18 protein-coding genes and 1 pseudogene are annotated in these 24,191 nt (G+C 55.5%); 8 read left to right on the top strand and 11 right to left on the bottom strand.

The window, feature by feature from the left end; genetic code table 11:
• Positions 1–36: 36 nt before the first annotated feature.
• The 6 genes from AC4EYZ_RS16420 to AC4EYZ_RS16395 all read right to left on the bottom strand — a co-directional run bounded on the left by AC4EYZ_RS16420 (position 37) and on the right by AC4EYZ_RS16395 (position 7,711).
• Entirely contained in the window at positions 37–813 is a 777-nt protein-coding gene (locus tag AC4EYZ_RS16420) for an SDR family oxidoreductase (RefSeq protein ID WP_159177364.1), read from the bottom strand.
• 131 nt (positions 814–944) lie between these two features.
• A complete protein-coding gene (locus AC4EYZ_RS16415; RefSeq protein ID WP_490204290.1) occupies positions 945–2,690 on the bottom strand; it encodes an IlvD/Edd family dehydratase in 1,746 nt (581 codons plus the stop codon).
• 64 nt (positions 2,691–2,754) lie between these two features.
• Positions 2,755–3,765 carry an L-arabinose ABC transporter permease AraH gene (gene araH / locus AC4EYZ_RS16410; RefSeq protein ID WP_009287512.1) on the bottom strand — a complete coding sequence of 337 codons (1,011 nt, stop codon included), beginning with the start codon at positions 3,763–3,765 and terminating at the stop codon, positions 2,755–2,757.
• A 65-nt stretch (positions 3,766–3,830) separates the two neighbouring features.
• Entirely contained in the window at positions 3,831–5,324 is a 1,494-nt protein-coding gene (gene araG, locus AC4EYZ_RS16405; protein ID WP_027958970.1) for an L-arabinose ABC transporter ATP-binding protein AraG, read from the bottom strand.
• A 71-nt stretch (positions 5,325–5,395) separates the two neighbouring features.
• Positions 5,396–6,391 (bottom strand): arabinose ABC transporter substrate-binding protein, encoded by a 996-nt coding sequence (locus AC4EYZ_RS16400; protein WP_009287511.1) that lies wholly within the window; start codon positions 6,389–6,391, stop codon positions 5,396–5,398.
• 90 nt (positions 6,392–6,481) lie between these two features.
• Positions 6,482–7,711, bottom strand: coding sequence for an aldose epimerase family protein (locus AC4EYZ_RS16395; protein WP_041159275.1), 1,230 nt, complete (start codon positions 7,709–7,711; stop codon positions 6,482–6,484).
• Between the two features lie 194 nt (positions 7,712–7,905).
• Here AC4EYZ_RS16395 and AC4EYZ_RS16390 point away from each other — a divergent pair, with 194 nt between their 5' ends.
• Positions 7,906–8,847, top strand: a complete 942-nt coding sequence (locus tag AC4EYZ_RS16390) for a LysR substrate-binding domain-containing protein (protein ID WP_009287509.1) — start codon at positions 7,906–7,908, stop codon at positions 8,845–8,847.
• Here the strand turns inward: AC4EYZ_RS16390 and AC4EYZ_RS16385 are convergent.
• Positions 8,844–10,589: an IlvD/Edd family dehydratase gene (locus AC4EYZ_RS16385; protein ID WP_427770126.1), complete on the bottom strand. Its 1,746-nt coding sequence runs from the start codon at positions 10,587–10,589 to the stop codon at positions 8,844–8,846. The two genes, AC4EYZ_RS16390 and AC4EYZ_RS16385, sit on opposite strands and share 4 nt — an antisense overlap.
• 238 nt (positions 10,590–10,827) lie before the next feature.
• Between AC4EYZ_RS16385 and AC4EYZ_RS16380 the strand changes: the two are divergent.
• From AC4EYZ_RS16380 to AC4EYZ_RS16360, 5 genes and pseudogenes are all read left to right on the top strand, one after another.
• A pseudogene (locus AC4EYZ_RS16380) lies at positions 10,828–11,842 on the top strand (TRAP transporter substrate-binding protein).
• A gap of 97 nt (positions 11,843–11,939) precedes the next feature.
• The gene (locus tag AC4EYZ_RS16375) at positions 11,940–12,551 is read left to right on the top strand and encodes a TRAP transporter small permease subunit (RefSeq protein WP_009287508.1); all 612 of its coding nucleotides are present in this window, start codon (positions 11,940–11,942) and stop codon (positions 12,549–12,551) included.
• Entirely contained in the window at positions 12,551–13,852 is a 1,302-nt protein-coding gene (locus tag AC4EYZ_RS16370; protein WP_009287507.1) for a TRAP transporter large permease, read from the top strand. Before AC4EYZ_RS16375 ends, AC4EYZ_RS16370 begins: the two co-directional genes overlap by 1 nt.
• 42 nt (positions 13,853–13,894) lie before the next feature.
• Positions 13,895–14,881 (top strand): AraD1 family protein, encoded by a 987-nt coding sequence (gene araD1, locus AC4EYZ_RS16365; RefSeq protein ID WP_022521928.1) that lies wholly within the window; start codon positions 13,895–13,897, stop codon positions 14,879–14,881.
• A gap of 30 nt (positions 14,882–14,911) precedes the next feature.
• Entirely contained in the window at positions 14,912–16,486 is a 1,575-nt protein-coding gene (locus AC4EYZ_RS16360; RefSeq protein WP_022521927.1) for an aldehyde dehydrogenase (NADP(+)), read from the top strand.
• 375 nt (positions 16,487–16,861) lie between these two features.
• Here AC4EYZ_RS16360 and AC4EYZ_RS16355 read toward each other — a convergent pair whose 3' ends face one another.
• From AC4EYZ_RS16355 to AC4EYZ_RS16340, 4 genes are all read right to left on the bottom strand, one after another.
• The gene (locus AC4EYZ_RS16355; protein WP_009287504.1) at positions 16,862–18,364 is read right to left on the bottom strand and encodes a tripartite tricarboxylate transporter permease; all 1,503 of its coding nucleotides are present in this window, start codon (positions 18,362–18,364) and stop codon (positions 16,862–16,864) included.
• On the bottom strand, positions 18,352–18,846 hold the full coding sequence (locus AC4EYZ_RS16350) for a tripartite tricarboxylate transporter TctB family protein (protein WP_022521926.1): 495 nt from the start codon (positions 18,844–18,846) through the stop codon (positions 18,352–18,354). The genes AC4EYZ_RS16355 and AC4EYZ_RS16350 overlap by 13 nt, the downstream gene beginning before the upstream one ends.
• Positions 18,847–18,855: 9 nt before the next feature.
• On the bottom strand, positions 18,856–19,782 hold the full coding sequence (locus tag AC4EYZ_RS16345; protein ID WP_223828101.1) for a tripartite tricarboxylate transporter substrate binding protein: 927 nt from the start codon (positions 19,780–19,782) through the stop codon (positions 18,856–18,858).
• A gap of 189 nt (positions 19,783–19,971) precedes the next feature.
• Complete coding sequence (locus AC4EYZ_RS16340; RefSeq protein WP_039859518.1) at positions 19,972–21,105, bottom strand: iron-containing alcohol dehydrogenase; 1,134 nt, start codon at positions 21,103–21,105, stop codon at positions 19,972–19,974.
• A gap of 550 nt (positions 21,106–21,655) precedes the next feature.
• Between AC4EYZ_RS16340 and AC4EYZ_RS16335 the strand changes: the two genes are divergently transcribed.
• Both AC4EYZ_RS16335 and AC4EYZ_RS16330 read left to right on the top strand, forming a co-directional pair.
• Positions 21,656–23,185: a UxaA family hydrolase gene (locus tag AC4EYZ_RS16335; protein ID WP_027956961.1), complete on the top strand. Its 1,530-nt coding sequence runs from the start codon at positions 21,656–21,658 to the stop codon at positions 23,183–23,185.
• A 28-nt stretch (positions 23,186–23,213) separates the two neighbouring features.
• Positions 23,214–24,179, top strand: a complete 966-nt coding sequence (locus tag AC4EYZ_RS16330; RefSeq protein ID WP_009287501.1) for a GntR family transcriptional regulator — start codon at positions 23,214–23,216, stop codon at positions 24,177–24,179.
• The last annotated feature ends 12 nt before the right edge of the window (positions 24,180–24,191 follow it).

Here is a 24,191-nt window from a genome sequence, read left to right as displayed (position 1 = left end):
ATATTCCTTGCAAGCACTCAACGACCATAACAACTGTCAGTCGTGATAAACCACGCTGCGGCCTCCGTCGATAGTCAGGCAACTGGCGTTGATAAAGGGGGCCTCATCTGAAGCCAGGAAGACCACCGTCATGGCGACTTCCTCGGGTTGCCCTAACCGCCCTGGTGGCAGCAAGGCTTCGATGCGTGCCTTAGCCGCGACGGGGTCATCGAAGGACTGCCAATGCGCCTCTACCGCCGAGGTGGCAATATAGCCCGGCGCGATGGCATTGACCCGCACGCCCCGCGGTGCGTATTCAATGCCGAGCGATCGGGTTAAGCCAATCAAGCCGTGCTTGGCTACCGAGTAGGGAAAACAACCGGGAATAATCGAGAAGCTGTGGGTGGAGGCGATGTTGATAATGGCACCGTCGCCCTGCGCCAACATGTCCGGCAACACCGCCCGGCTACAGAACCAGGCACCTTCCAGATCGACCGCTAGGCAAAGTTGCCAGGCGTCATCCGGCATGGCGAGTGGATCATGGAAGACATTCATTCCGGCGTTATTAACCAAGGTGGTCAAGGGCCCGTTAATCTCCCGTGCCTTCGCCACGGCGGCGTCCACCATTGCGCGATCAGCAATATCTGCCACCAACGCCTGAGCATTGTGTCCTTCGCTGCGCAGTTGCGCTGCCAGCCTCTCGACGTTATCACCGTCTCTATCCAGCAAGGCGACCGTGGCACCCTCGCGGACGCAGGCCTCGGCAATGGCGCGGCCGATGCCGGTGGCAGCACCGGTTACCAGAATATGCTTGTCGGTCAACCTGGCGGTCATTGCGCGTCCTCTTTTTTAAGCTCTTCGTCACTCTGCGTGGAGCTATCTCTGCCAGGCTGATAATTGCCCCCGAGGGAGGTAGCTTTAGCTCGCGACCCTTTTGGCGCTACCTCAGGATCTTCGAATGACCATCAATGCGAGTGCCGCGGCACAGCAGCCCCCCGACAGCCCACCAGGAAGTCGAAGTCGCAGCCTTCGTCCGCCTGGAGCACCCGCTCGATATAAAGCTGGCGGTAGCCGCCCTGGCTGGCAATCAGCGTTGAGGCGGCAGTGGGGTCACTTTCGGCCAGGCGCGAGGCCAGTTCTTCGTCGCTGAGTTCCAGATGCAGCCGGCCACTTTCGCAGTCGAGCTCGATCCAGTCACCGTTACGCACGGCGGCTAGCGGGCCACCGGCAGCGGCTTCGGGGGCGACGTGTAGTACCACAGTGCCGTAGGCGGTACCGCTCATGCGGGCGTCGGAGATGCGCACCATGTCGGTAATGCCCTGGGCGAGGATCTTGGGCGGCAGGCCCATATTGCCCACCTCGGCCATGCCGTGATAACCACGTGGGCCGCAGTGCTTCATGACCAGTATGTCGTTGGCTTCCACGTCCAAGTCCGGGTCGTTGATGCGCGCCTTGTAGTCGTCGAAGTCCTCGAACACCACCGCACGACCTCGGTGCTGCATGAGTTCGGCCGTGGCTGCCGAGGGCTTTAACACCGCGCCATTAGGGGCGAGGTTGCCGCGCACCACGCAGATGCCGCCGTCCGCGGTGAGCGGATTATCCAGCGGGCGAATCACTTCGTCGTTATACAGTGGCGCGTCTTGGACGTTTTCCCACAGGGTTTTGCCGTTGACGGTCAAGGCGTCCTTGAAGGGCAGCCGGTCGGCCTCACCCAGACGCCTGAGCACCGCGGGCAGGCCACCGGCGTAGTAGAACTCTTCCATCAGAAAACGCCCTGAGGGTTGTAGATCGACCACCGTGGGCGTGCCGCGGCCTACACGGCTCCAGTCGTCCAGGGTCAAATCCACACCAATCCGCCCAGCAATGGCCTTGAGATGAATCACTGCGTTGGTGGAGCCGCCGATGGCGGCGTTGGTACGGATGGCGTTATCGAAGGCTTCCTTGGTGAGGATTTTGGAGAGCCGCAGGTCTTCGTTGACCATCTCGACAATCCGGTTACCCGAAAGGTGCGCCAGCACGTAGCGGCGGGAGTCCACCGCCGGAATCGCTGCATTGTGCGGCAGCGAGGTGCCCAGCGACTCGGCCATGCAGGCCATGGTGGAGGCGGTGCCCATGGTGTTGCAGGTACCGGCGGAGCGGGACATGCCGGCTTCCGCGGCCATGAAATCGTGCATCGATATCTCCCCCGCCTTGACCTGCTCGGAGAGCTGCCAGACCACGGTGCCGGAGCCGATATCCTTACCTTTGTGCTTACCGTTGAGCATCGGCCCGCCGGTGACCACGATGGTGGGAATATCGCAGCTCGCCGCGCCCATCAGTAGCGCCGGGGTGGTTTTGTCGCAGCCCACCAGCAGCACCACCGCATCGATGGGGTTGCCGCGAATCGCTTCCTCCACGTCCATGCTGGCCAGGTTGCGGGTAAACATCGCGGTGGGGCGCAGGTTGGATTCGCCGTTGGAGAACACCGGGAACTCCACCGGGTAGCCCCCCGCCTCCAGCACGCCCTGCTTCACGTGCTCCGCCAACTTACGAAAGTGCGCATTGCAAGGTGTGAGCTCCGACCAGGTGTTGCAGATACCGATGATCGGTTTGCCCTGAAACTCATGGTCGGGAATGCCCTGGTTTTTCATCCAACTGCGGTACATAAAGCCGTTCTTGTCGGCGGTGCCGAACCACTGGGCAGAGCGTAATGGGCGCTGACGATCAGACATAACAAAGCCTCCGTACAAACCGGAAAGAAAGTGACCAACTAATAAAGGGGTAACGGCTTAAGCGTCAGGCCCGCTGACGACGGGTCTGTTTCCAGCGGTCAAACATCACCGCCAGCAGCAGAATCGCGCCACGCACCAGGTACTGGTAAAAGGTGGGGACGTTGAGCAGCCCCATGGCGTTCTGGACGCAGCCCATAATCAGCACACCGACCACCACACCGGTAATGGTGGCAACGCCACCGGATAGCGCCACACCGCCCAGCACACAGGCGGAAATCACCGCCAGTTCCAGGCCCATGGAGGTATTGGGGTCGCCCAGCCCCATGCGTGAAGCTAGCAGTACACCGACGACACCCGCCACTACGCCCTGGAGGCCGAAAACAATAATCTTGAGGCGGCGAACATTAACCCCGGCAAGCGCGGCGGCTTCCGAGTTCCCCCCGGTGGCCAGCACATTGCGCCCGAAAGCGGTCATGTTGAGCACCACACCAAAGATCACGAAACAGGCCAGCATGGTCCAGACCGGCAGGGTTAGGCCGAGGAACGAGGCACTGCCCAGGTCAAAGAAACCCGGCACGGTGATCATTACCGCGTCGCCGCCGGAGGTGATATAGGCCAGCCCGCGTACAAACTCCATTGCTGCCAGGGTGGCAATCAGCGAGTTAATACCGAACTTGGCAATTACCAGGCCGTTAAAAGCGCCCACCGCGCCCCCAGCGACAATGCCACCGATCACGCCGATAAACACGCTACCGGTACTGGAGGTCACCACCGCTGCGACTACCCCCGCAAAGGCCACCGTAGAGGCCACGGAGAGATCCACCTCACCCAGTGCCAGCACCAGCATCATGGTGGTGGCCAAACTGCCGATCAGGGTGATCGAGAGCAGTAGCCCGACCATGTTGCGGCCGGTCAGAAAGTCAGGGATGAGTACCGCCAGGGCCACAAATAGCAGCAAGAAAATTGCAATCAGCCCTGAGGTATCCAGCAGCGTGCGCAGTGGCTTGATCAGCCCCTGACGGCCCGCCGGGCGGGCGGGCGCAGTCTCGCCTTGGGTTGCATTGTTAGTTGTCATGGTTGTTGTCCTGAGCTTGTTCTCTTAAGAACGAATATCTTGGAAACCTTAAAAAAAGCTGACACTTAGGCGGGTAGCGCCAAGCCCAGCAGGCGTTCCGGCGTAGCCGATTCCCGCGGCACTATGTCCACCAGTTCACCGTCGCGCATCACCGCGATGCGGTCACAGATGGAGCTGACTTCTGCCAGGTCACTGGAAATCACCACCACGCTTTTGCCCTGTTCGGCCAAATCGTAAAGTAGCGAGTAAATATCCCGCCGTGCGCCGACGTCGATGCCTCGGGTCGGCTCGTCCATCACAAACAGATCAATCTCCTCGGCAAGCCAGCGGGCTAGAATCACCTTCTGCTGGTTGCCGCCGGAAAGTTTGCCGATCGGCGTACGTGGCCCCGGTGTCTTGACACTGAGTTGCTGGATATACGACTCGGCATTGCGCCGCTCACGGCCGGGGTGGCGAAACATGCCCCAGCGTTTGAAAAAGCGCCGGCAGCTGATATTGAGGTTGTCAGCCACGCTGGCCACCGGGAAAATACCCTGGGATTTACGATCCTCTGGACACATGGCAATACCGGCGCGTATCGCCTCGCCAGGGCTTTTAAAACGTCGCGATTCACCGTTGAACTGTACGCTGCCGGCCTTGGGCGATTCGACCCCGCAGATCAGCCTCAGCAGTTCGCTGCGCCCCGCGCCCACCAGACCAAACAGCCCGAAGACTTCCCCGCGTTTGACGGAGAAACTCACCGGCGCCTTGAGGCCGCGCCCGTGGATTCCTTCCACGTTCAAGACCACATCGCCCTGTGTGCGCGGGCGGTAGCCGTAAACATCGTCGATATCCCGGCCGACCATTTCACTCACTAACAGGTCGTGATTGAGTGCCGACATATCCTCATGGGTGCGGATATGCTGGCCATCGCGGAAGATGGTGACCGCATCGCACATCTCAAACACCTCCTCCATGCGATGCGTCACGTAGAGCACCACCCGCCCTTCATCACGCAGTCGTTGGACGATACGTTTTAGCTGGCGAATCTCCTGAATAGAGAGACTACTGGTGGGCTCATCGAACGCGATAACCTTGGCGTCTCGCAGCAGCGCACGGCCAATCTCGATCATCTGCTGCTGGCCGATGGAGAGCTCGCGCACCTTGGTCGAGGGGTGAATCTCCCCCTCGCCAAGATCAGCCAGAATCGCCAGGGCTTTTTGTTTTAACTCGCGGCGGTTAACAAACCCCTGCCGTGTGGGCAGTTGGCCCAGCAGCAGATTCTCGGCCACCGACATATTGGGCGAGAGCGTCAACTCCTGGTAGATAATCGCGATGCCTTCCCGCAGCGCCTCCCGGGCGTTGCTGAATACGTGGCGCTGGCCATCGATCCATAGCGCGCCTTCGGCTGCCCGGTTAACGCCACTGAGCACCTTGAGCAGGGTGGATTTACCCGCGCCGTTCTCACCCATTAGCGCATGCACTTGACCGGCGTGGGCGGCAAAGCTCACCCCATCCAGCGCGCGCACCCCGGGGAACACCACGCTAATCCCGTCGAACCGTAAATAAGCATCAGACATGCATGAATACTCCACAGATGGCCTGTAACAGCGAGCCCGTTACAGGCCTCTTTCATTGCCAATCAAGCGCTTTATAGACCGAGCGCTGCGCGCACTTCTTCCCAGTTGTCGCGCGTCATTAACGTGCCGGAGGTTTCAGTGTTGGCCTGGGGCTCTTGATCCTCGCTAATCCAGCGGTAGAGGTCTTCGGCGGTCTGGCGGCCGTGCATGGTGGAACTGACCGCTACCGTGCCGTGAAAGCCAGTGGGGTTATCCCGGGAAAACTCGGCAAAGGCGGCGCCGGAGCCATTGATACCCACGCCGATCACATCTTCCGGCGCTAAGCCATATTGCTCGGTCGCCCTAACACCGCCGAGCACGCTCTCTTCGTTAAGGGCATAGATCACCCAGTGCTCATAATCGCCACGCTGGGAAAGCACCGGCGAGGCAGCAGAGAAAGCCCCACTGGTATCGGTGCTCTGCTGAGGCGCGTCGAAAATATTATCTTCTGGGAATCCCGCGGCTATCAGCGCCTCGGTGGCGCCGTCGGTACGCTCAACGGCGGTCGGCAGTTCGTTGTTGGTGATCCGCAGCGCGGCTACCTCTTCGGGGTTCCAGCCGCGCGCTTCCATTTCGGCGTTAATGGCTTCGCCCACCTGACGCCCAATTTTGGTGCCCGACATACCCAGGTGCGGCACGCCCTCCATGGGCTCACCGCTTGAGTTAACAAACTGGTCGTCCACAGTGACTACTTTCATGCCGTACTGGTTAGCACGGTTCATAATCGCTGGCCCCAAGCGTACGTCTGGCGGGCAGATTACGAACCCTTCAGCGCCTTGGGAGTAGAGGTTATCAATAGCGCTAAGCACCTCTTGGCCATCTTCGCCGCCAAGGCGTACCACTTCGAAGCCGAGCTCTTCGCCTACTTCAGTAGCCGCCTCCTGTTCGTTAATGAACCACGCCTGCTCCGGCTTTTTAACGATAAAGCCAATCTTCACCTCGTCTTCCTGGGCCTGTACTGACCCTAGTGAGGCCAGCATAATCGCGCTACCAAGTGCTAAACGGGTAAATGTTGTCGTCAATTTCATTGTTGTACTCCTGCTATTTTGAGAGTTGTTTTTATTGATATTTTTGATTACTAACCACTGACGGTTGGTAATAGTAATGATGAATCGAGATTACGAGCCCAGGTCTTGCTGCGCGGAAAAGCGATAGACCGTGCGTGAGCGATAAGTCTCGCCCGGCTCTAGGATCGTGCTGGGAAACGCCTCTTGATTGGGAGAGTCAGGGTAGTGCTGAGTTTCCAGCGCAAAGCCGGAGCGGTGCCCGTAGGCCTGGCCCTGCTTGCCGGTCAGGTCGCCGTTAAGGAAGTTGCCGGAATAGAATTGGATCGCGGGTTCGGTGGTGGTGATTTCCACCAGGCGTCCGCTTTGGGGCTCCCATACTTTGGCAGCCAAGACCAGCTCATCTGATGCAGCGTTATCGCGGGCAAGCACAAAGTTGTGGTCATAACCGCCACCAAAGGCAAGCTGCTCGTTCTCCTGCTCGATCCGTTCGCCAATGGGCGTCGCCTGGGTGAAGTCAAACGGCGTGCCCTCCACCGAGCGGATTTCACCGGTTGGAATCAAGGTGTCATTGACCGGGGTAAACTCAGGGGCATTGATCATCAGCTGATGATCGAGAATGGTGTCGCTACCCTCACCCTTTAGGTTGAAGTAGCTGTGCTGGGTTAGGTTAATCGGGGTGGCTTTATCGGTTACCGCCCGATAATCCACCATCAGCTCGTCATTATCGGTCAGCGTATAGGTAACTTCGCTCTCCAACTTACCGGGGTAGCCCTCTTCGCCATCCTCACTGGTATAGCGCAGTACCAATCCATTGCCTGCGTCACTCTCGAATGGTTCGGCCTGCCATAGCACTTTATCGAATCCCTGGTCGCCGCCATGCAGGTGGTTGCTGCCATCGTTGGTAGCCAATGAATAGGTTTCTCCATCGAGGGAGAATTGCCCACCCGCAATACGGTTGCCGTAACGACCAATAATGGCACCGAAGTAAGGATTGGCCTGACGGTACTCATCGGAGAGGTAGGCTTCCAAAGAGTCAAAGCCCAGCGCTATATCGTCAAACTTACCGTCCATATCAGGGGTTTTCAGCGACAGAATGATGCCACCGTAATTGGTCACCCGCAGCTCGATACCATTGGCGTTGGTAAGTTGATAGACATCCACCTGGCGACCATCGGGTAGATGACCAAACACCGACGTTTGGATACCACTGCCGACGCTGCTGCTCGCGTTGGCTTCAGAACTGCTCTGGGCTTGTGCAGTGTTTGCCAACAGCACCGCGGCAATTGCACCGAGCAGAAGAGGTGAACCATTTCTTAATCGTTGGCTGTACATGAGAGGCATGAGCTTCCTCCTGGAGGCATACTTTGTTGCTAAATTATTGTTGTTAGGCTTGGTCAGAAAACTCAGTGAGTTACCACAGTTCATCATGACCGATACAGACACTACAGTAGCCATGTCTGGCATAACCAACCAATATACAAATGCCTCACTATCGATATACTTCTAAGTATCAATAACAACACGAGGCTTATGCCATGGGCATTCTCGGCGAAAACTGGTTTTTAGACGTGCGACTAAAGTTGCGTCATTTTCAGCTATTTTTAGCCCTGGACGAGCAGCGCAACCTGCACCGCGCGGCGGCTCAGCTCAATATGAGCCAACCCGCCGCCTCAAAACTGCTCAGCGACCTGGAAGCCAACCTGGGTATTCGGCTGTTCGATCGCCACCCCCGTGGGCTAACGCCTAACTGGTATGGCGAAATTATGATTCGCCACGCCCACAGCATGCTCTCAGCGCTACGCCACACCGGTGAGGAGCTAAACGCTCTCGGCGAGGGCAGTGCCGGCACGGTAGCCGTCGGCACGGTAATGGCGCCAGCGGTTACGCTGCTCACCAGCGCCATCGAACGGGTGCACCGCGACCGGCCAGGGCTAAAAATCAGCGTAGATGTGGATGTCAGCAAAGTGCTGGTACCACGCCTACTGGAAGGCGAACTGGATTTCGCGATTACCCGCATACCCGCAGGCGTCGATGCCGAGCGCTTTGTCTTCGAGGAGATTGGCGAGGAGGAACTCTGCTTTGTGTGCCGCCAAGGGCATCCATTAGCCGATAAACAAACGCTGAGCCTTGCTGATATGGCGGGCTTCCCTTGGTCGCTGCAGCCCGCTGGCGCGTTGATGCGCCAGCGGGTGGATAGCCTATTTCTGCACCATCAGGTCGCGCCGCCCCGCCAGATCGTCGATACCGCTGACCTGCTGCTGTCGCTGGCCCTCGTCGACAAATCCGATACCATCACGGTGACTACACGGGAAGCCGCTGACCTGCTCTGCCCACCGCAGCGTTTTCATCTACTGCCATTTAGCGAGGCGCTAAGCGTTCAGCCCTATGGGCTGGTGAGCTTACGCCACCAGCGACTCTCCCCCGGTGCCGCCGCATTAATGAGCACTCTGCGGGAAGTGATTGCTCAGTCCAGTTAATGCGAGTGCCGCGGCACATCAGAACCCCGACAGCCCACCAGGAAGTCGAAGTCGCAGCCTTCGTCGGCTTGAAGCACCCGCTCGATATACAGCTGGCGGTAGCCGCCCTGGCTGGCAATCAGCGTTGAGGCGGCAGTGGGGTCACTTTCGGCCAGGCGCGAGGCCAGTTCTTCGTCGCTGAGTTCCAGATGCAGCCGGCCACTTTCGCAGTCGAGTTCAATCCAGTCACCGTTGCGCACGGCGGCTAGCGGGCCACCGGCAGCGGCTTCGGGGGCGACGTGTAGTACCACAGTGCCGTAGGCGGTACCGCTCATGCGGGCGTCGGAGATGCGCACCATGTCGGTAATGCCCTGGGCGAGGATCTTGGGCGGCAGGCCCATATTGCCCACCTCCGCCATGCCGTGATAACCACGTGGGCCGCAGTGCTTCATGACCAGAATGTCATTGGCTTCCACGTCCAAGTCCGGGTCGTTGATGCGCGCCTTGTAGTCGTCGAAGTCCTCGAACACCACCGCACGACCTCGGTGCTGCATGAGTTCGGCCGTGGCTGCCGAGGGCTTTAACACCGCGCCATTAGGGGCGAGGTTGCCGCGCACCACGCAGATGCCGCCGTCCGCGGTGAGCGGATTATCCAGCGGGCGAATCACTTCGTCGTTGTACAGCGGGGCGTCCTGGACGTTTTCCCACAGGGTTTTGCCGTTGACGGTCAAGGCGTCTTTGAAGGGCAGCCGGTCGGCCTCACCCAGACGTCTAAGCACCGCGGGCAGGCCACCGGCGTAGTAGAACTCCTCCATCAAGAACCGCCCCGAGGGCTGTAGATCGACCACCGTGGGCGTGCCGCGCCCCACTCGGCTCCAGTCGTCCAGGGTCAGATCCACACCAATCCGTCCGGCAATCGCCTTGAGGTGAATCACCGCATTGGTGGAGCCGCCAATGGCGGCGTTGGTACGGATGGCGTTGTCGAAAGCTTCCTTGGTAAGGATCTTGGAGAGCCGCAGGTCTTCGTTGACCATCTCGACAATCCGGTTACCCGAAAGGTGTGCCAGCACGTAGCGGCGAGAGTCTACCGCAGGGATCGCCGCATTGTGGGGTAGCGAGGTGCCCAGGGATTCCGCCATGCAGGCCATGGTGGAGGCGGTGCCCATGGTGTTGCAGGTGCCCGCAGAACGGGACATGCCCGCTTCGGCGGCCATAAAGTCGTGGAGTGAAATCTCACCCGCCTTGACCTGCTCAGAGAGTTTCCAGACCACGGTGCCGGAGCCAATATCCTTACCTTTGTGCTTGCCGTTGAGCATTGGCCCGCCGGTGACCACGATGGTGGGAATGTCGCAGCTTGCCGCACCCATCAGTAGCGCCGGGGTGGTTTTGTCGCAGCCCACCAGCAGCACCACCGCATCGATGGGATTACCGCGAATCGCTTCCTCCACGTCCATGCTGGCCAGGTTGCGGGTAAACATCGCGGTAGGCCGTAGGTTGGATTCGCCGTTGGAGAACACCGGAAACTCCACCGGGTAGCCACCCGCCTCCAGCACGCCCTGCTTCACGTGCTCCGCCAACTTACGAAAGTGCGCATTGCAAGGTGTGAGCTCCGACCAGGTGTTGCAGATACCGATGATCGGTTTGCCCTGAAACTCATGGTCGGGAATGCCCTGGTTTTTCATCCAACTGCGGTACATAAAACCGTTCTTATCAGCCGTGCCAAACCATTCAGCACTGCGCAGCGGACGTTGACGTTGGCCCATGAGGTTAACTCCTTGTTTTAGTTCGGTGACGGCTGACGACCTGAGAGTTGGCGTCGAGAGTGGGTGCCGAATGCGCAAGACACTAAACTACCCCGTCAATCTAGTCGACCATACAAAAGTATATGTTGAACAATTGCTCTTAATGTTCAACATTACCCTCCCACGTGGGTCATTGGCCCGTTGCATTACAGCGTTAACCACCACGCTCTCCACAACAAAAAACTTGAGGAATAGTGCTATGCTCAAATCGAAATACAGCTCGCTACTCACTGGTTCCGTGCTACTGCTGGGCCTCTCTGCGGCCCAGGCAGCCGAGTACGAATGGAAATTTCAGGCGTCAGAAACCTCGGGCGAACCCAGCTTTAAGATCAAACAAGAGTGGGCCGAGCGAATTACGGCAATGACCGATGGCCGTGTTGAAATCGAGGTAATGCCGATTAATTCCGTGGTTGGCCCTACTGAGACATTGACCGCCGTTAGCTCAGGGATTCTGCAGGGTCATATGACCGACCCCAGCTACTTCTCTGGCCAGGATCCGGCTTTTGGTATGCTCGGCAATCTTGTTGGTGCTTGGCAGAACCCCTACGATTTCCTGGAGTACATGAAATACGGCGGCGGTGAAGAGCTTTACAACGAACTGGTCGAACCCTATGGCGCCCATTTGCGCAGCGACCTTTCCGTTGGAGTCGGTACCCTCCACGGTGCCCATCGAATCCATCGCTGACTTTGAAGGGCTAAAAATCCGTGCCCCTCAAGGCATGGTGTACAACATCTTCGAGCGCATTGGCGCCACACCCGTTAATCTGCCGGGCTCTGAGGTGTATACCGGCCTGGAAAAAGGCGTAATCGACGCCGCAGACTCCACGGTGCTCTCGAATAACGACGCCATGGGTCTGCACGCTTTCGCCCCCTACCCGCTCTACCCTGGCTTTCACTCCATGCCCATGATCGCTGTGTCGATCAATAAAGACATCTGGGATGGCTTGCCCGAGGAGCTACAGACGACCCTCAATACCGCCTTTGATGGCATGGCCTACGACCTGATTGCCCGCCTCAAGGAGCAGGATATTGAGACCCTGCAGCGGCTTCAGGATGACCCAGACGTTCACCCCTTCAACTTGCCCGAAGAAGAGCGTCAGAAATTCCGCACCGCGGCTGAGCAGGAGTGGCAAGAGTGGGCGGGTGAAAATGAGATGACTCAGAAGATTTATGACTCGGCGACCGCCTTTTTGCGCTCGCGCAATCTGCTCTAACTCTGTGCTCTCAACTCTCTGCTCACAACCGGCCTCATTAATCTAACCAACGCAGCGCTCGGGCAAACACCCCGAGCGCTGCGCGTAGAGTCGCGCCATGTCCCAAAAAACGCCTGACAATCAAACTCCTTCGCCGAATACCCAGGATCTCCCCGAGATCCTCGAAACGGTGGAGGAGGTGTCTCCCGAACGTAATGCTTTAGACCGCTTAATTGCACGGGGCGGCCGTGCCGTTTCCTGGCTCGTGCTGGTCGCGATGGGCATCAGCGTCGTCGAAGTCTTTATGCGCTACGGTTTCAACAACCCCACCTCCTGGGTACACGAAACCGTCGTGTTTCTGATCGCCGTTATCTTTGTACTGGGCGGCCCAGCGGCCATGGCGCGCAATAGCCATATCCGCGTCAAGGTGCTTTACGACAGCGCCGGGCCCAGGTTGAAATGCTGGATGGATCGTTTCAACGACCTGCTCACTCTGATTTTCTGCCTGACGATGAGCTATGCCGCCTTTCATATGTTCTGGGGAGCTTCGCATAACCCGCTCGGTGAGTGGTCGCTGGAGCGCTCCGGCACCTCTTGGAATCCGCCCTTTCCCGCTATGGTCAAGGGCATGATTCTGTTTGCTCTGGTGTTGATGACGCTACAGGCCTGCCTGCATCTGTGGGAATCGATTAAAGCGAAACCCGCTGCCAACATCGAGGAGGCTCGCTGATGGATATTTCAACCGCAACGATCCTCATGGTCGGGGCCATTTTCGCGCTACTGGTCACCGGTCTGCCGCTGGCGTTTATCACCGGCTTGGTAGCGATGGCGTTCACCTTCGGCTGGTTCGGCGAGGCGGCGCTGCCCCTGGTCACCAGCCGCGTTTATGGGTTTATCACCGAGTATTCGCTGGTGGCGGTGCCCATGTTCGTGTTGATGGCATCACTGCTGGATCGCTCCGGAATCGCCAAAGACCTGTTCAACGCCATGCGCGTCTTCGCCGGTCGCCTGCCAGGTGGCGTGGCGGTGCAGACCATCGTGGTAGCGTTCTTCCTGGCCGCTCTTTCGGGCATTATCGGTGGTGAGATCGTGCTGCTTGGGATTCTGGCGCTGCCCCAAATGCTCCGCCTGGGCTACGACAAACACCTCTCTATTGGGGTGGTGTGTGCCGGGGGCGCCCTGGGCACCATGATGCCGCCCTCAATCGTGCTGATTATCTACGGTCTGATCGCCAGCGTATCGATTGCTGACCTGTTCGCCGCAGCCGTGACGCCAGCGGTGATTTTGATGGGTTGCTACATTGCCTATGTGCTGGTGCGCTGCCTGAGAAATCCCGCACTGGGCCCGCCGTTAGATAGAGATACCCAGGATAACCCTTTCGCCACTAAGCTGGACGCGGTCAAGGCCATTCTGTTACCAGGGCTGATCGCTTTTTTAGTGCTGGGCACTATCTACGGTGGTATCGCCTCGGTCACCGAAGCCGCGGCCATGGGTGTTTTCGGTGTACTGCTCGCCACTATTGTTCGCGGCGAATTCACCCCGGGTATGCTGCACCATAGCCTTGGGCAGACCATGAATACCTGCGGCATGATCATCTGGATCGGCATCGGCGCCGCCGCCCTGGTGGGCGTCTATAATTTAATGGGAGGCAACCGTTTTGTTTCGAGCTTGATCCTGGGACTCGATGTAGCGCCCATTGTGATCATTCTGGTGATGATGGCGATTATGCTCGTGCTGGGGCTATTCCTAGACTGGATCGGGATCGCCATGCTGGCTCTGCCGATCTTTCTACCCATCGTTATTCAGCTCGGTTTCGATCCGATCTGGTTCGGCATTCTATTCGCCGTGAATATGCAGGTATCGTTCCTGTCGCCACCCTTTGGGCCCGCCGCCTTCTACCTTAAAAGCGTGGCACCGCCGGATATCAGCCTCAAGGATATTTACCTGTCCGTACTACCCTTTATGGCCATTCAGCTGTGCGTACTCGCGGCGCTATTGATGTGGCCGCAACTGGCCATTTGGCCACTATGATGACCGCTACACTATTGACTGACTCTGCATAAGGAGACCGCCATGCGACTGATTCAGTGTGACCACCAGGGCCAGGTTCGCGCCGCCCTGGTCGAAAGCGAAGAGCAGGTCAGACTGCTCGACTGCGACACCTACACCCTGGCCAATCGGGCCATTGCCGCCGGCAAGCCACTTAGCGACATGCTGACGGAAGCATTGACCGACACACGCCTGGATTATCAAGCGCTGGTCGACACTAAACAGTTGCTACCCCCGCTGACCCATACCGACCCGGCCCACTGCCTGGTCACCGGCACCGGCCTTACCCACCTGGGAAGTGCCGATACCCGCTCGGCAATGCATGCCAAAGCCCAGGCCGCGGAGGAGGATATGACCGACTCCATGCGCATGTTCAAGCTGGGCGTGGAGGGCGGCAAACCCGATGCAGGCCAGGTAGGTGCACAGCCGGAGTGGTTCTACAAGGGCGATGGCCAGTGCGTGGTGGCGCCAGAAGCGGAGATTCCATCCCCCGCCTTCGCCGAAGATGCAGGCGAGGAGCCTGAGTTGGCGGGCCTCTATGTGATTGGTGATGACGGCCAGCCCTGGCGGGTCGGCTACGCCCTCGGTAACGAATTTTCTGATCACGTGACCGAGCGCTTCAACTACTTGTGGTTAGCTCACTCCAAGCTACGCGCCTGCAGCTTTGGTCCCGAACTGTTGATCGGCGAACTACCTGATCATCTGGAAGGCACCAGCGCTATTCATCGCAGTGGTGAAACAGTGTGGGAGAAGCCCTTTCTCACCGGCGAGGCCAACATGGCCCATAGCCTGGCCAACCTGGAATATCACCACTTTAAATACCCGGGCTTCCGCCGCCCCGGCGATGTGCATGTGCACTTTTTCGGTACCGCGACACTGAGCTTCGCCGACGGCATCAAGGTGCGCGAGGGCGATCGCTTTGAGATCAAAATCAAGGAGTTTGGTCGCGCCCTGCGCAACCCTCTACGGGTGGAAGCAGACCCACCGCCCATCAGCGTAAAGTCGCTTTAACGTACTCTAACCACCCCAGCAGGAGGAAGTATGACTCTGGAAGGTAAACTACTGATCGGTCAGCAGGCCATTAGCGGCCAACAGGCTGACATTCATGCGGTAAATCCCGCCACCGGCGAAACGCTGGCGCCCGCCTACCCCGGCGGCAGCAAGACCGAGGTCGAACAGGCCTGCGCATTAGCCGAGGCGGCTTTCGATAGCTATCGCGAGACCTCCTTAGAGGCGCGGGCCAGCTTTCTTGAAGCCATTGCCGCCGAGATCGAAGGGATCGGCGATGAGCTGATCGAACGTGCCATGGCCGAAACCGGCCTGCCCCGCCCGCGTTTAGAGGGCGAACGTGGACGTACCTGTGGCCAGTTGCGGCTGTTCGCCTCGGTAGTGCGCGCAGGTGAATGGCTGGATGTACGTATCGATCCGGCCATGCCCGATCGTCAGCCGCTGCCCCGCGCCGACCTGCGTCAGCGCCATATCGGCCTGGGCCCGGTGGCAGTGTTTGGCGCCAGCAACTTCCCGCTCGCCTTTAGCGTTGCCGGTGGCGATACCGCCTCCGCACTGGCCGCCGGCTGCCCGGTAGTGGTCAAGGGCCACTCTGCCCACCCCGGCACTTCTGAGCTGGTAGGTCGCGCCATTCAACGCGCCGTTGCCAAGTGCGAACTCCCTGAGGGCGTTTTCTCGCTGCTGTTTGGCTCGGGCCGCGAAATCGGTCAGGCGCTGGTTGCCGACCCTCGCATCCAGGCAGTAGGCTTTACCGGTTCACGTAACGGCGGCACGGCGCTCATGGCTACCGCCCAGGCGCGGCCGCAGCCGATCCCGGTTTACGCCGAGATGAGCTCCATTAACCCGGTGTTTCTACTTCCGGAAGCCCTCAAGGCACGCGGTAAAGCGATTGCGGAGGGATTTGTCGGTTCACTCAACATGGGTGCCGGGCAGTTCTGCACCAACCCGGGGCTAGTCATTGCGGTTCAGGGCCCTGAACTGGACGCCTTTGTTGCGGCGGCCGGTGAAGCAGTTAAGGGCAGTGCTGCCCAGACCATGCTGACGCCGGGTATCCATGATGCCTACCAACAGGGCGTAGGCCGACTCGCCAGCCACGCCAAGGTGACCGAGGTGGCACGCGGCCAGGCAGGTGAGACAGCTCACCCCTGCCAGGCCGGGCTGTTCGTTACCCAAGCCGAGGCGTTTCTGAGCGACCCCGCGTTACAGGAAGAGGTGTTCGGTTCGACTTCATTGGTGATCGCCTGTGCTGACACCCAGGAAGTGGCCCGCGTTGCGGCTCAGTTAGAAGGCCAGCTCACCATTACGCTGCAGATGGATGACGGTGACTTGGCGACTGCCAAGCAACTGCTGCCGACGCTGGAGCGCAAGGCCGGACGTATCCTGGCCAACGGCTGGCCGACGGGTGTAGAAGTGTGCCACGCCATGGTGCATGGCGGCCCTTATCCTGCCACCTCGGATTCACGCACGACCTCAGTAGGTAGCGCTGCGATTTTCCGCTTCCTGCGCCCAGTGTGCTATCAGGCGCTGCCGGAAGGGCTACTGCCCGACGCTATTCGTGATGGCAATCCTGCAGGAGTATCGCGCCTGGTCGATGGCAAGCGTGAATAACGTAATAAAGCCAGCGATGGCTTCACGATAGTCTTATAAAACAGACTTACGAACTAGCGCAGCGAGGCCATATTTGCCTCGCTGCGCTTATTTCATAGTAACTGACAGACTAGGGCCTGTTGACGTTTCACTCGCGGCCGCGCTGGAGCCCGTTTTTATTCGCGGCAAGGCAGGAGGAGAGACGTTTGGTGGTTCCAAATGAACGACGACTAACGCCGCCGCGGATAAAAACGGGCCCAGCCCTTCGGGTTGCCCCACAAAGCGCGCCATACGGCGTTGCAAAACTTGAAAAGGGAACCACCCTTCCCAGCGTTTTGCGCCTTGTCTGACGCGCTTTGTGGGGCAACGCGGTTCGCGATGAAACGTCAACAGGCCCTAATATACACTTCCTGATTTATGCTGCTGATAGCGATAAGCTTTAATCAAAAGCGGTGAGCACCATAGTAGAATCACCGCAATGCCAAGCCCCGCACTGATTGGTCTTGCAAAGAAGCTCGTTAAGTCACCACCGGTACGCAACATTGCGCTCATGAAATTATTTTCAACAACGGAACCCAACACTAACCCAAGAATGGCTGGCGCCATTGGAAAGTCATTCACAGCCAATACATAAGCCACTAGCCCTACAATAAGCATTAACCAAATATCCACAACGCTATTATTGATAGCGAAAGCCCCTACAATACAAAAGCATAATATTATGGGCATGAGTACCCGGCTGGGTGTTAGGATGAAAAACTTTGAAAGTCGGATAGCCATATAGCCAATAGGTAGCATCATCAAGTTAGCTAAAATAAACACCATAAACAGCGCATAGATCAACCCACTCCCATCCATAAAAATAGTGGGCCCAGGATTCATCCCTTTCATGTATAAAACGCCAATGACGATGGCCGTAATAGAGTCACCAGGAATCCCAAAGACTAAAGCGGGCACCCATGCACCACTGATGCCGGAATTATTAGCGGAGCTTGCATCCATGATGCCTTCTATATTACCGGTGCCATATTTGGCACTCTCTTTTGACCTACCCTTTCCCACACCATACGAGATCCAGGCCGCAATATCTGCACCCGCGCCCGGCAGTGCACCAATCAACGTGCCGATTGAGCTACCACGTATCATGTTACGCCAGTAACGTTTAATATGCCCAGGTACATTGTGGAAGACACTATCGTTATCGACGATACTGATTGTTTTCTTCTCAGATTTTGAAGCGTAATAGCTCATCAGTTCATTTAGAGCAAACATACCAATCATAACGGGTATAAAGTTAATACCGGCCATAAGGTCGGGCACTCCAAATGTAAAACGTGGAGCACCACTCATCATATCAAGCCCGACGGTTGAAAGCAGAATGCCAAAAAGAAGTGAGAGGAATGCTTTTGTTCTAGAACCAACTGAAATAAAAATTGAACAGCTTAACCCGAGCACCGCAAGCCAAAAGTACTCAAATGCACTGAACTGCAGCGCTACCTCAGCAAGGGATTGAGCCACAACAATTAAAACGATGGTGCCAAAAATACCGCCAAAAACAGAACATACTAAATTAATACCTAAGGCCTCTCTTGCCCTGCCTTTTTTCGCTAATGCGTAGGACTCCCCTACATAAGCAGCCGATGCAGGCGTGCCCGGTATATTTAGATAGGTGCCCGGGATATCACCCGCAAAGATCGCCATCGCCGATGTCGTTACAATGGCAGCAATAGCCGGGATGGTATCCATGTAGAAAGTCAACGGTACTAATAGTGCTACTGCCATTGTCGCAGTAAGGCCGGGGACTGCACCTACAAATATACCAAACAGTGACGCCGCTAAAATAACCAGCAAGGTTTCAAAATTTAAAACCAGCCCAACCCCATTCATTAAGATATCCATGGCAGGCTACCCCCTAATAGAAGACCTTGCGGCAATGGAACGAGCAAGTAGCGCGAGAAGATAAAATAAATAGCTGACGACACTGCTAGAGACGTTGCCAATGCTATGTAGGGTGATGTTTTTCTTAATAACATCAGCAAAAACATAATGATCATTATCGTCAACATTGCACCAAGGTAGTCGCTTGCCAGGATATAAAAGACAATAGATATTGGTGGCAACAACATTGCCCAATTCTTTTTCTCAGGCAGTGAGCCAGCTAGGGATGGATTACCGTGTGCTTCTTGCGCGACAGCTTTTTTTCTAAGCCATAATGCATTCAAGGCAAGTACAGCCCCGCCGAGGCAAAATCCCCCCCCTATGAGGGAGGGGAAAAGCGAAGGCCCATACTGCAGGCTTGGTAGAGTAGGAAACTGCTGGGCAGTAATGATCGTAACAATCCCAGCAATAACGAACGCTATTCCGGCGAAAAAATCCCGCATTGTCATTCCTCAGTTAGCTAAGCCAACTTGTTCAACAATTTCACCGAATACGCTATCCATATCTTCCATGAGTTGGCCAAACTCTTCCGCGTTACGCCACTCGGTACCAAACCCTTGCTGACTCATAAACCCTTGATAAGTATCACTGTTGTAAGCAGCCTCTAGTGCTGATTCAAGTGTTGCTACTACTTCTGGATCCATGCCTTTAGGCCCTGCAATTCCACGCCACTCGCCCACTTGATAGCTACTACCGATTAACTCATTAGTAGTGGGCACATCAGGGAAGCTGGGTATACGCTCTGGAGACATTACCGCAAAGCTCTTAACGCGACCGGCCTCGATCATTGAGCGGGCTTCAGGCACCGAGCTTGGTACGATATCAATCCCCCCAGACACCAGCTCAGTCATCGCTGGTGCTGCTCCTTCACTAGGAATCCAAATCACTTGGTCGGCGGGAATACCTTGATCCATCAAAAAGCCAGCAAAGGCTAAATGCCACACACCGCCTTGGCCAGTACCCGAAGCAGTAAACGTGCCTTTAGGTTCAGAGCGTATCGCTTCAAGGAGCTCTTCAAGGGTTTCATAAGGAGAGTCGGCTGCTACCTGTATGCCTGGAAAGTCGTAGTTGATTTGAGCAATAGGCGTAAAATCTTCATACGTAAGGTTAGTTAAACCCAACCAATGCATCATGTTAACTTCGCCAGTAGCCAAGCCAATCGTATAACCATCCGGCTCAGCATTAATCATGGCGGTATGACCAACAACGCCACTGCCCCCTGTTCGGTTGACAACATTGACGTTCTGCCCCAGCTCTTCTTCCAGAGCACGGGCGATAGTTCGCGCCGTCGCATCAGTGCCACCACCAGCAGCCCAAGGCACAATCAACGTAAGGGGGCGTTCGGGGTAATCCGCAAGGGCAGAGCCAGACGCTGTCATAACAGCTGCGGCTATACTTGAAGCAAAAATAGTTTTAAGGGAATGGTTTGTAATTATCATATTCATTTTCCTTTAGTAATGTATTGCTTACAATTAATTATCATTTTTGGAACTGCATGCTTTATTACTTTACGTTTTTCTTGTCAAAGACCTCCTTTACGGACTATTAAGTGGACAGAACTCTATTTATCAGAAAGCTTCTTTGAGCATGTCATAAAAGTCTGCCTTAGAGGGCGCGCGCGGATTGGTCGCCGTGGAATGATCTTCCAATGCCCACTGAGCCAGTTGATCCAAGTGCTCTTCCATGACGCCCATTTCGCTCAAGCCAGCAGGCATCCCCAATTTCACATTGAGCTTTTCAAATGCTTCAGCTAAATCGTCACTAGGGTTGAGGCCCATCGCCTCTTTGAGACGAGCAAACTTTTCCTCACAGCCGGGCTGGTTAAATCTAAGCACAGTCGGCATCAACACAGCATTGAGCGTACCGTGATGAAGTTTTAACTCGTGCAGGCCGCCTAATGCATGGGATAAGGAGTGCACCGCTCCCAGCCCCTTCTGAAAAGCCATGGCGCCTTCAAGGGCCGCCATCATCATTTCATTTCTAGCCGTTAAGTTTTCTCCGTTTTCAACTGCCTCTACTAGATATTTGCTAGCGCGCGTCAGCCCATCTAAAGCAATCGCTTCAGCCGGAGGATTCACTTTGGGGCTTAAAAAGGTTTCAACGCAGTGAGCAATCGCATCCATACCCGTGGCGGCAGTCAAAAAAGGTGGTAGACCTAGCGTCAAACGAGGATCACAAATAGCGACCGAAGGAATCAGATAAGGAGAAAGAAAGCCAAGTTTGCGATTGTCTTTCATGGTAATCAATGAGGCTCTTCCCACCTCACTACCGGTTCCCGCCGTTGTCGGTATTGCTATTAATGGCAGCACATCGGCTTTAATTTTTGTCACGCCGCCTTCAATCGCAGCGTATTGGCGTAACGGCCCAGGATGATTAAAAAGTAAGGCGACCGCTTTAGCTAAATCAATGCTGGAACCACCGCCAATGGCAATAATGCCATCACATTTGCTTTCACGCAGGTAAGTAAGCGCTTGCTCTACCGCTACTTCCGTAGGGTTGGACGGCGTATCATCGAAAACACATGCGCCATCATCAAGCTGAGCAGACTCAATAACGTGTGTGATAAGAGGGGTAGCACTGAGCCCCTTATCAGTCACAAACAACGGTCGTTTTATCTTCAGCAATTGCAGCTCATTGGCTAATTCAGCAATAGCGCTTTCACCGAACTGAATTTTTGTTAAATAATTGATTATGTGGGGCATTGTCATTTCTCATTATTGTTTTGCTCGTGAACCCAGCAATCTCTTCACTCAAGGTGTCATACAGTATGACTGCGTGATAACAGTCTAGTAATGTATTTTGCAGCTGCCAAGGCCTTTACAAAAAACGCCTAGCAAAACTGTGAACGGCGGCTCAAATATGGGCATGTTCACGCTGCCCATCCACCAAGCGGATTACCTTCAGGGGATTGCTCTCCTTCAGCGCCTCCGGCAGCAAGGCCATGGGGAGATCTTGGTAACACACAGGCCGTAAGAAGCGATGGATGGCCGCGCCGTATCCAAATCACATCATCCATCTGCGGCGTAATCGTGAGCTGGCCTTCCAACTGAGCCGCAATCGGCAATTAGCTTTGTGCGCCGCGTGTATGAAAGCAATCTAGACTAGATGACCATTGCGCTCAATGAACATTATATAGAACAATAGTCTAATCGACGTACGCGGCCGGCTTGCTAGAGTGCACCCACAATGATCGCTTTTAAGCTTGCGCCTGACCCTTGCAACAAAAGCCCAATAATCAGCTTGAGGTAAACGATGAATCTCATTAATTCCCCGTCAGTTATTATTCATCTCAATCCGCGGGATAACGTAGGCGTTGCCTCAAAAGCAGTTCCAAAAGATATACCCATTGATAAAAAGGGCACGCTTGCTCAAGAAAATATTGATGCGGGGCATAAAGTTGCGCTCACGCCTATCAAAAATGGTGAGGCCGTTTTTAAATATGGCCAACTGATTGGGCTGGCTGCACGGGATATTAATCCTGGTGAGCATGTGCACACCCACAACCTCACCATGATTGAACTTAGTTCTTCATTGGAAGATTTTCAGCCCCATCAAAAAACCGTCACCGTTAGCCATTCACGGACGTTTCAAGGCTACCAACGGGCTGATGGTAGCGTGGGAACGCGTAACTATATTGGTATTCTCTCTACCGTGAACTGTTCTGCCACGGTGGCTAAAGCCGCTGCGGACGCGCTCAATCAGTCTGGGGAATTAAGCCAAATGGGGTTCGATGGTGTAGTGGCCATTACCCATGGTTCTGGTTGCGCCATGAATACTGACTCAGAAGGTTTTGCCTTTCTTGAGCGTGTTATCGCAGGGTATGCCCAGCACCCCAACTTTGCTTTTGTACTCATCATTGGCCTGGGTTGTGAGACCAACCAGGTCAAAACATTAGTCAAAAGAAAGGGGTTGGAAGATGCCTCGCGGCTGGCTTACTTTAATATTCAAGACGCGGGAGGGACACGCACTAGCATCAAAACGGCCTGTGATCACATCATGCAAATGGCCACCCAACACGGCCAACAGCAGCGTGCACCTGCGCCCCTTGAGCACTTAGTGGTTGCATTGCAGTGTGGCGGGTCAGACGGCTACTCAGGTATTACCGCGAACCCAGCTTTGGGCCATGCCGCCGACCTTATCGTGCAACATGGTGGCAGCGTTATACTCGCCGAAACCCCCGAAATCTATGGCGCTGAAAACCTCCTGATAGACCGCTCCATTAATGAGAACGTCGCCCAGAAACTACTCGACCGGATTACCTGGTGGAAACATTACACTGAGATAAATGGCGCTGAGCTAAACAACAACCCTTCCCCAGGCAATAAAGCGGGTGGGCTATCAACTATCCTTGAGAAATCATTGGGCGCAGTAGCTAAAGGCGGAACGTCGAGCCTTAACGACGTGCTGCTGTATGCTGAGAAGATGACCACGCGCGGTTTTAACTTTATGGATAGCCCTGGCTATGACCCGATTTCGGTCACGGGTCAAATCGCCTCCGGTTCTAACGTAGTCTGCTTTACCACTGGGCGAGGTTCAGTCTCAGGCTTCAAACCCGCCCCCTGCCTTAAGCTCGCAACGAATACCTCCATGTATGAGAAAATGCATGAAGACATGGATATAAACTGTGGCGTTATTGTTGATGGCACTGACAGTGTAGAAAGTGTTGGAGAGCAGATTTTTGAGCGCATTATTGCCATCGCTTCAGGTGATATGAGCGCCAGCGAATCATTGGGTTACGGTAATAATGAATTCGTTCCCTGGCTGGTAGGTGCCGTCACCTAAATTTCCATTAGAGAGCCATTAACTGACTATGACAAAAACGCTGCGCGACCAACTCTACACGGCTCTTAAGCAGAGTATTGTTGGGAAACGTCTTGAACCCGGTTTAGTACTGCTTGAGGGAAATATAGCGGAGCTGTTTGGTATTAGCCGCTCGCCCGTTCGGCAAACATTAAGCCGGTTGCACGAAGAGCAGTATATCTGCCGTTTTGAGGGGCGCGGCTATTTAGTAGGCGCATCGCCAGGTGAGGTAGTGCGACGTGCGCTCAGTGAGCATGATTTCAAACAACTTGGCCATGCCCCAAAAGTAGACCGTATCGTTTCTTGGCGGGCGCATATCGACAGCGTTGAGCATGACATCGTTTTATGTTCGATTAAGGGTGCGTTTGAACTCAATGAGCTGCAGCTTTCCAAAACGCTTAATGTCAGCCGCACAGTCACTCACCAAATCTTGCTCTATTTACAGTCTATCGGTTTAGTCGAGAAGATTAAATATAATAGCTGGAGCGTGGTGCCTCTGAATGATCAGCGGTTACATAATCTTTATGAAGCACGTCGCCAATTAGAACCTTATATGATTGCGCGATCCACAAAACATATGCCAGAAAGTGCCATTAAAGGCTATATTACCAAACTCAAACACGCTGCTGAGAGCTATCCTGATATAAAGGGGGAGCTACTGGATGAGTTAGAAAATGACCTCCATCATGCCGCCGTTAGTTTAGGTGATAACCAGGAGGTCATGAATATGCTCCGGCGCACGCATCCTATCTTATTAGTCAGTAAACACCTGCTTGGACGAGTATTAAAGCTTCCCGATCAAGATCCTTTCTTCGATGAACATTTATGGATATTTGAAAAAATGCGCCTGCAACAACCTGCGCAAGCAGGCAAAGCCTTGGCAACCCATTTAGAGCGTTCAGAATCCAAGGTACTCGACCGGCTGATTAACTTCCGAGAATCAGGTGATATCGATATACCGCTTTACCTGCGCTAACAACCAAATAAC

This window comes from Vreelandella sp. 162(4c) (assembly GCF_058152265.1).
The sequence above is the reverse complement of the archived record's forward strand: the minus strand, read 5'-3'. Positions and strand labels throughout refer to the sequence as shown.

Bases quoted from the DNA above. Each gene is read 5' to 3' on its own strand.
- AC4EYZ_RS16420 (WP_159177364.1), bottom strand. From the start codon at position 813: ATGACCGCCAGGTTGACCGACAAGCATATTCTGGTAACCGGTGCTGCC.
- AC4EYZ_RS16415 (WP_490204290.1), bottom strand. From the start codon at position 2,690: ATGTCTGATCGTCAGCGCCCATTACGCTCTGCCCAGTGGTTCGGCACC.
- araH (WP_009287512.1), bottom strand. From the start codon at position 3,765: ATGACAACTAACAATGCAACCCAAGGCGAGACTGCGCCCGCCCGCCCG.
- araG (WP_027958970.1), bottom strand. From the start codon at position 5,324: ATGTCTGATGCTTATTTACGGTTCGACGGGATTAGCGTGGTGTTCCCC.
- AC4EYZ_RS16400 (WP_009287511.1), bottom strand. From the start codon at position 6,391: ATGAAATTGACGACAACATTTACCCGTTTAGCACTTGGTAGCGCGATT.
- AC4EYZ_RS16395 (WP_041159275.1), bottom strand. From the start codon at position 7,711: ATGCCTCTCATGTACAGCCAACGATTAAGAAATGGTTCACCTCTTCTG.
- AC4EYZ_RS16390 (WP_009287509.1), top strand. From the start codon at position 7,906: ATGGGCATTCTCGGCGAAAACTGGTTTTTAGACGTGCGACTAAAGTTG.
- AC4EYZ_RS16385 (WP_427770126.1), bottom strand. From the start codon at position 10,589: ATGGGCCAACGTCAACGTCCGCTGCGCAGTGCTGAATGGTTTGGCACG.
- AC4EYZ_RS16375 (WP_009287508.1), top strand. From the start codon at position 11,940: ATGTCCCAAAAAACGCCTGACAATCAAACTCCTTCGCCGAATACCCAG.
- AC4EYZ_RS16370 (WP_009287507.1), top strand. From the start codon at position 12,551: ATGGATATTTCAACCGCAACGATCCTCATGGTCGGGGCCATTTTCGCG.
- araD1 (WP_022521928.1), top strand. From the start codon at position 13,895: ATGCGACTGATTCAGTGTGACCACCAGGGCCAGGTTCGCGCCGCCCTG.
- AC4EYZ_RS16360 (WP_022521927.1), top strand. From the start codon at position 14,912: ATGACTCTGGAAGGTAAACTACTGATCGGTCAGCAGGCCATTAGCGGC.
- AC4EYZ_RS16355 (WP_009287504.1), bottom strand. From the start codon at position 18,364: ATGGATATCTTAATGAATGGGGTTGGGCTGGTTTTAAATTTTGAAACC.
- AC4EYZ_RS16350 (WP_022521926.1), bottom strand. From the start codon at position 18,846: ATGCGGGATTTTTTCGCCGGAATAGCGTTCGTTATTGCTGGGATTGTT.
- AC4EYZ_RS16345 (WP_223828101.1), bottom strand. From the start codon at position 19,782: ATGACAGCGTCTGGCTCTGCCCTTGCGGATTACCCCGAACGCCCCCTT.
- AC4EYZ_RS16340 (WP_039859518.1), bottom strand. From the start codon at position 21,105: ATGCCCCACATAATCAATTATTTAACAAAAATTCAGTTCGGTGAAAGC.
- AC4EYZ_RS16335 (WP_027956961.1), top strand. From the start codon at position 21,656: ATGAATCTCATTAATTCCCCGTCAGTTATTATTCATCTCAATCCGCGG.
- AC4EYZ_RS16330 (WP_009287501.1), top strand. From the start codon at position 23,214: ATGACAAAAACGCTGCGCGACCAACTCTACACGGCTCTTAAGCAGAGT.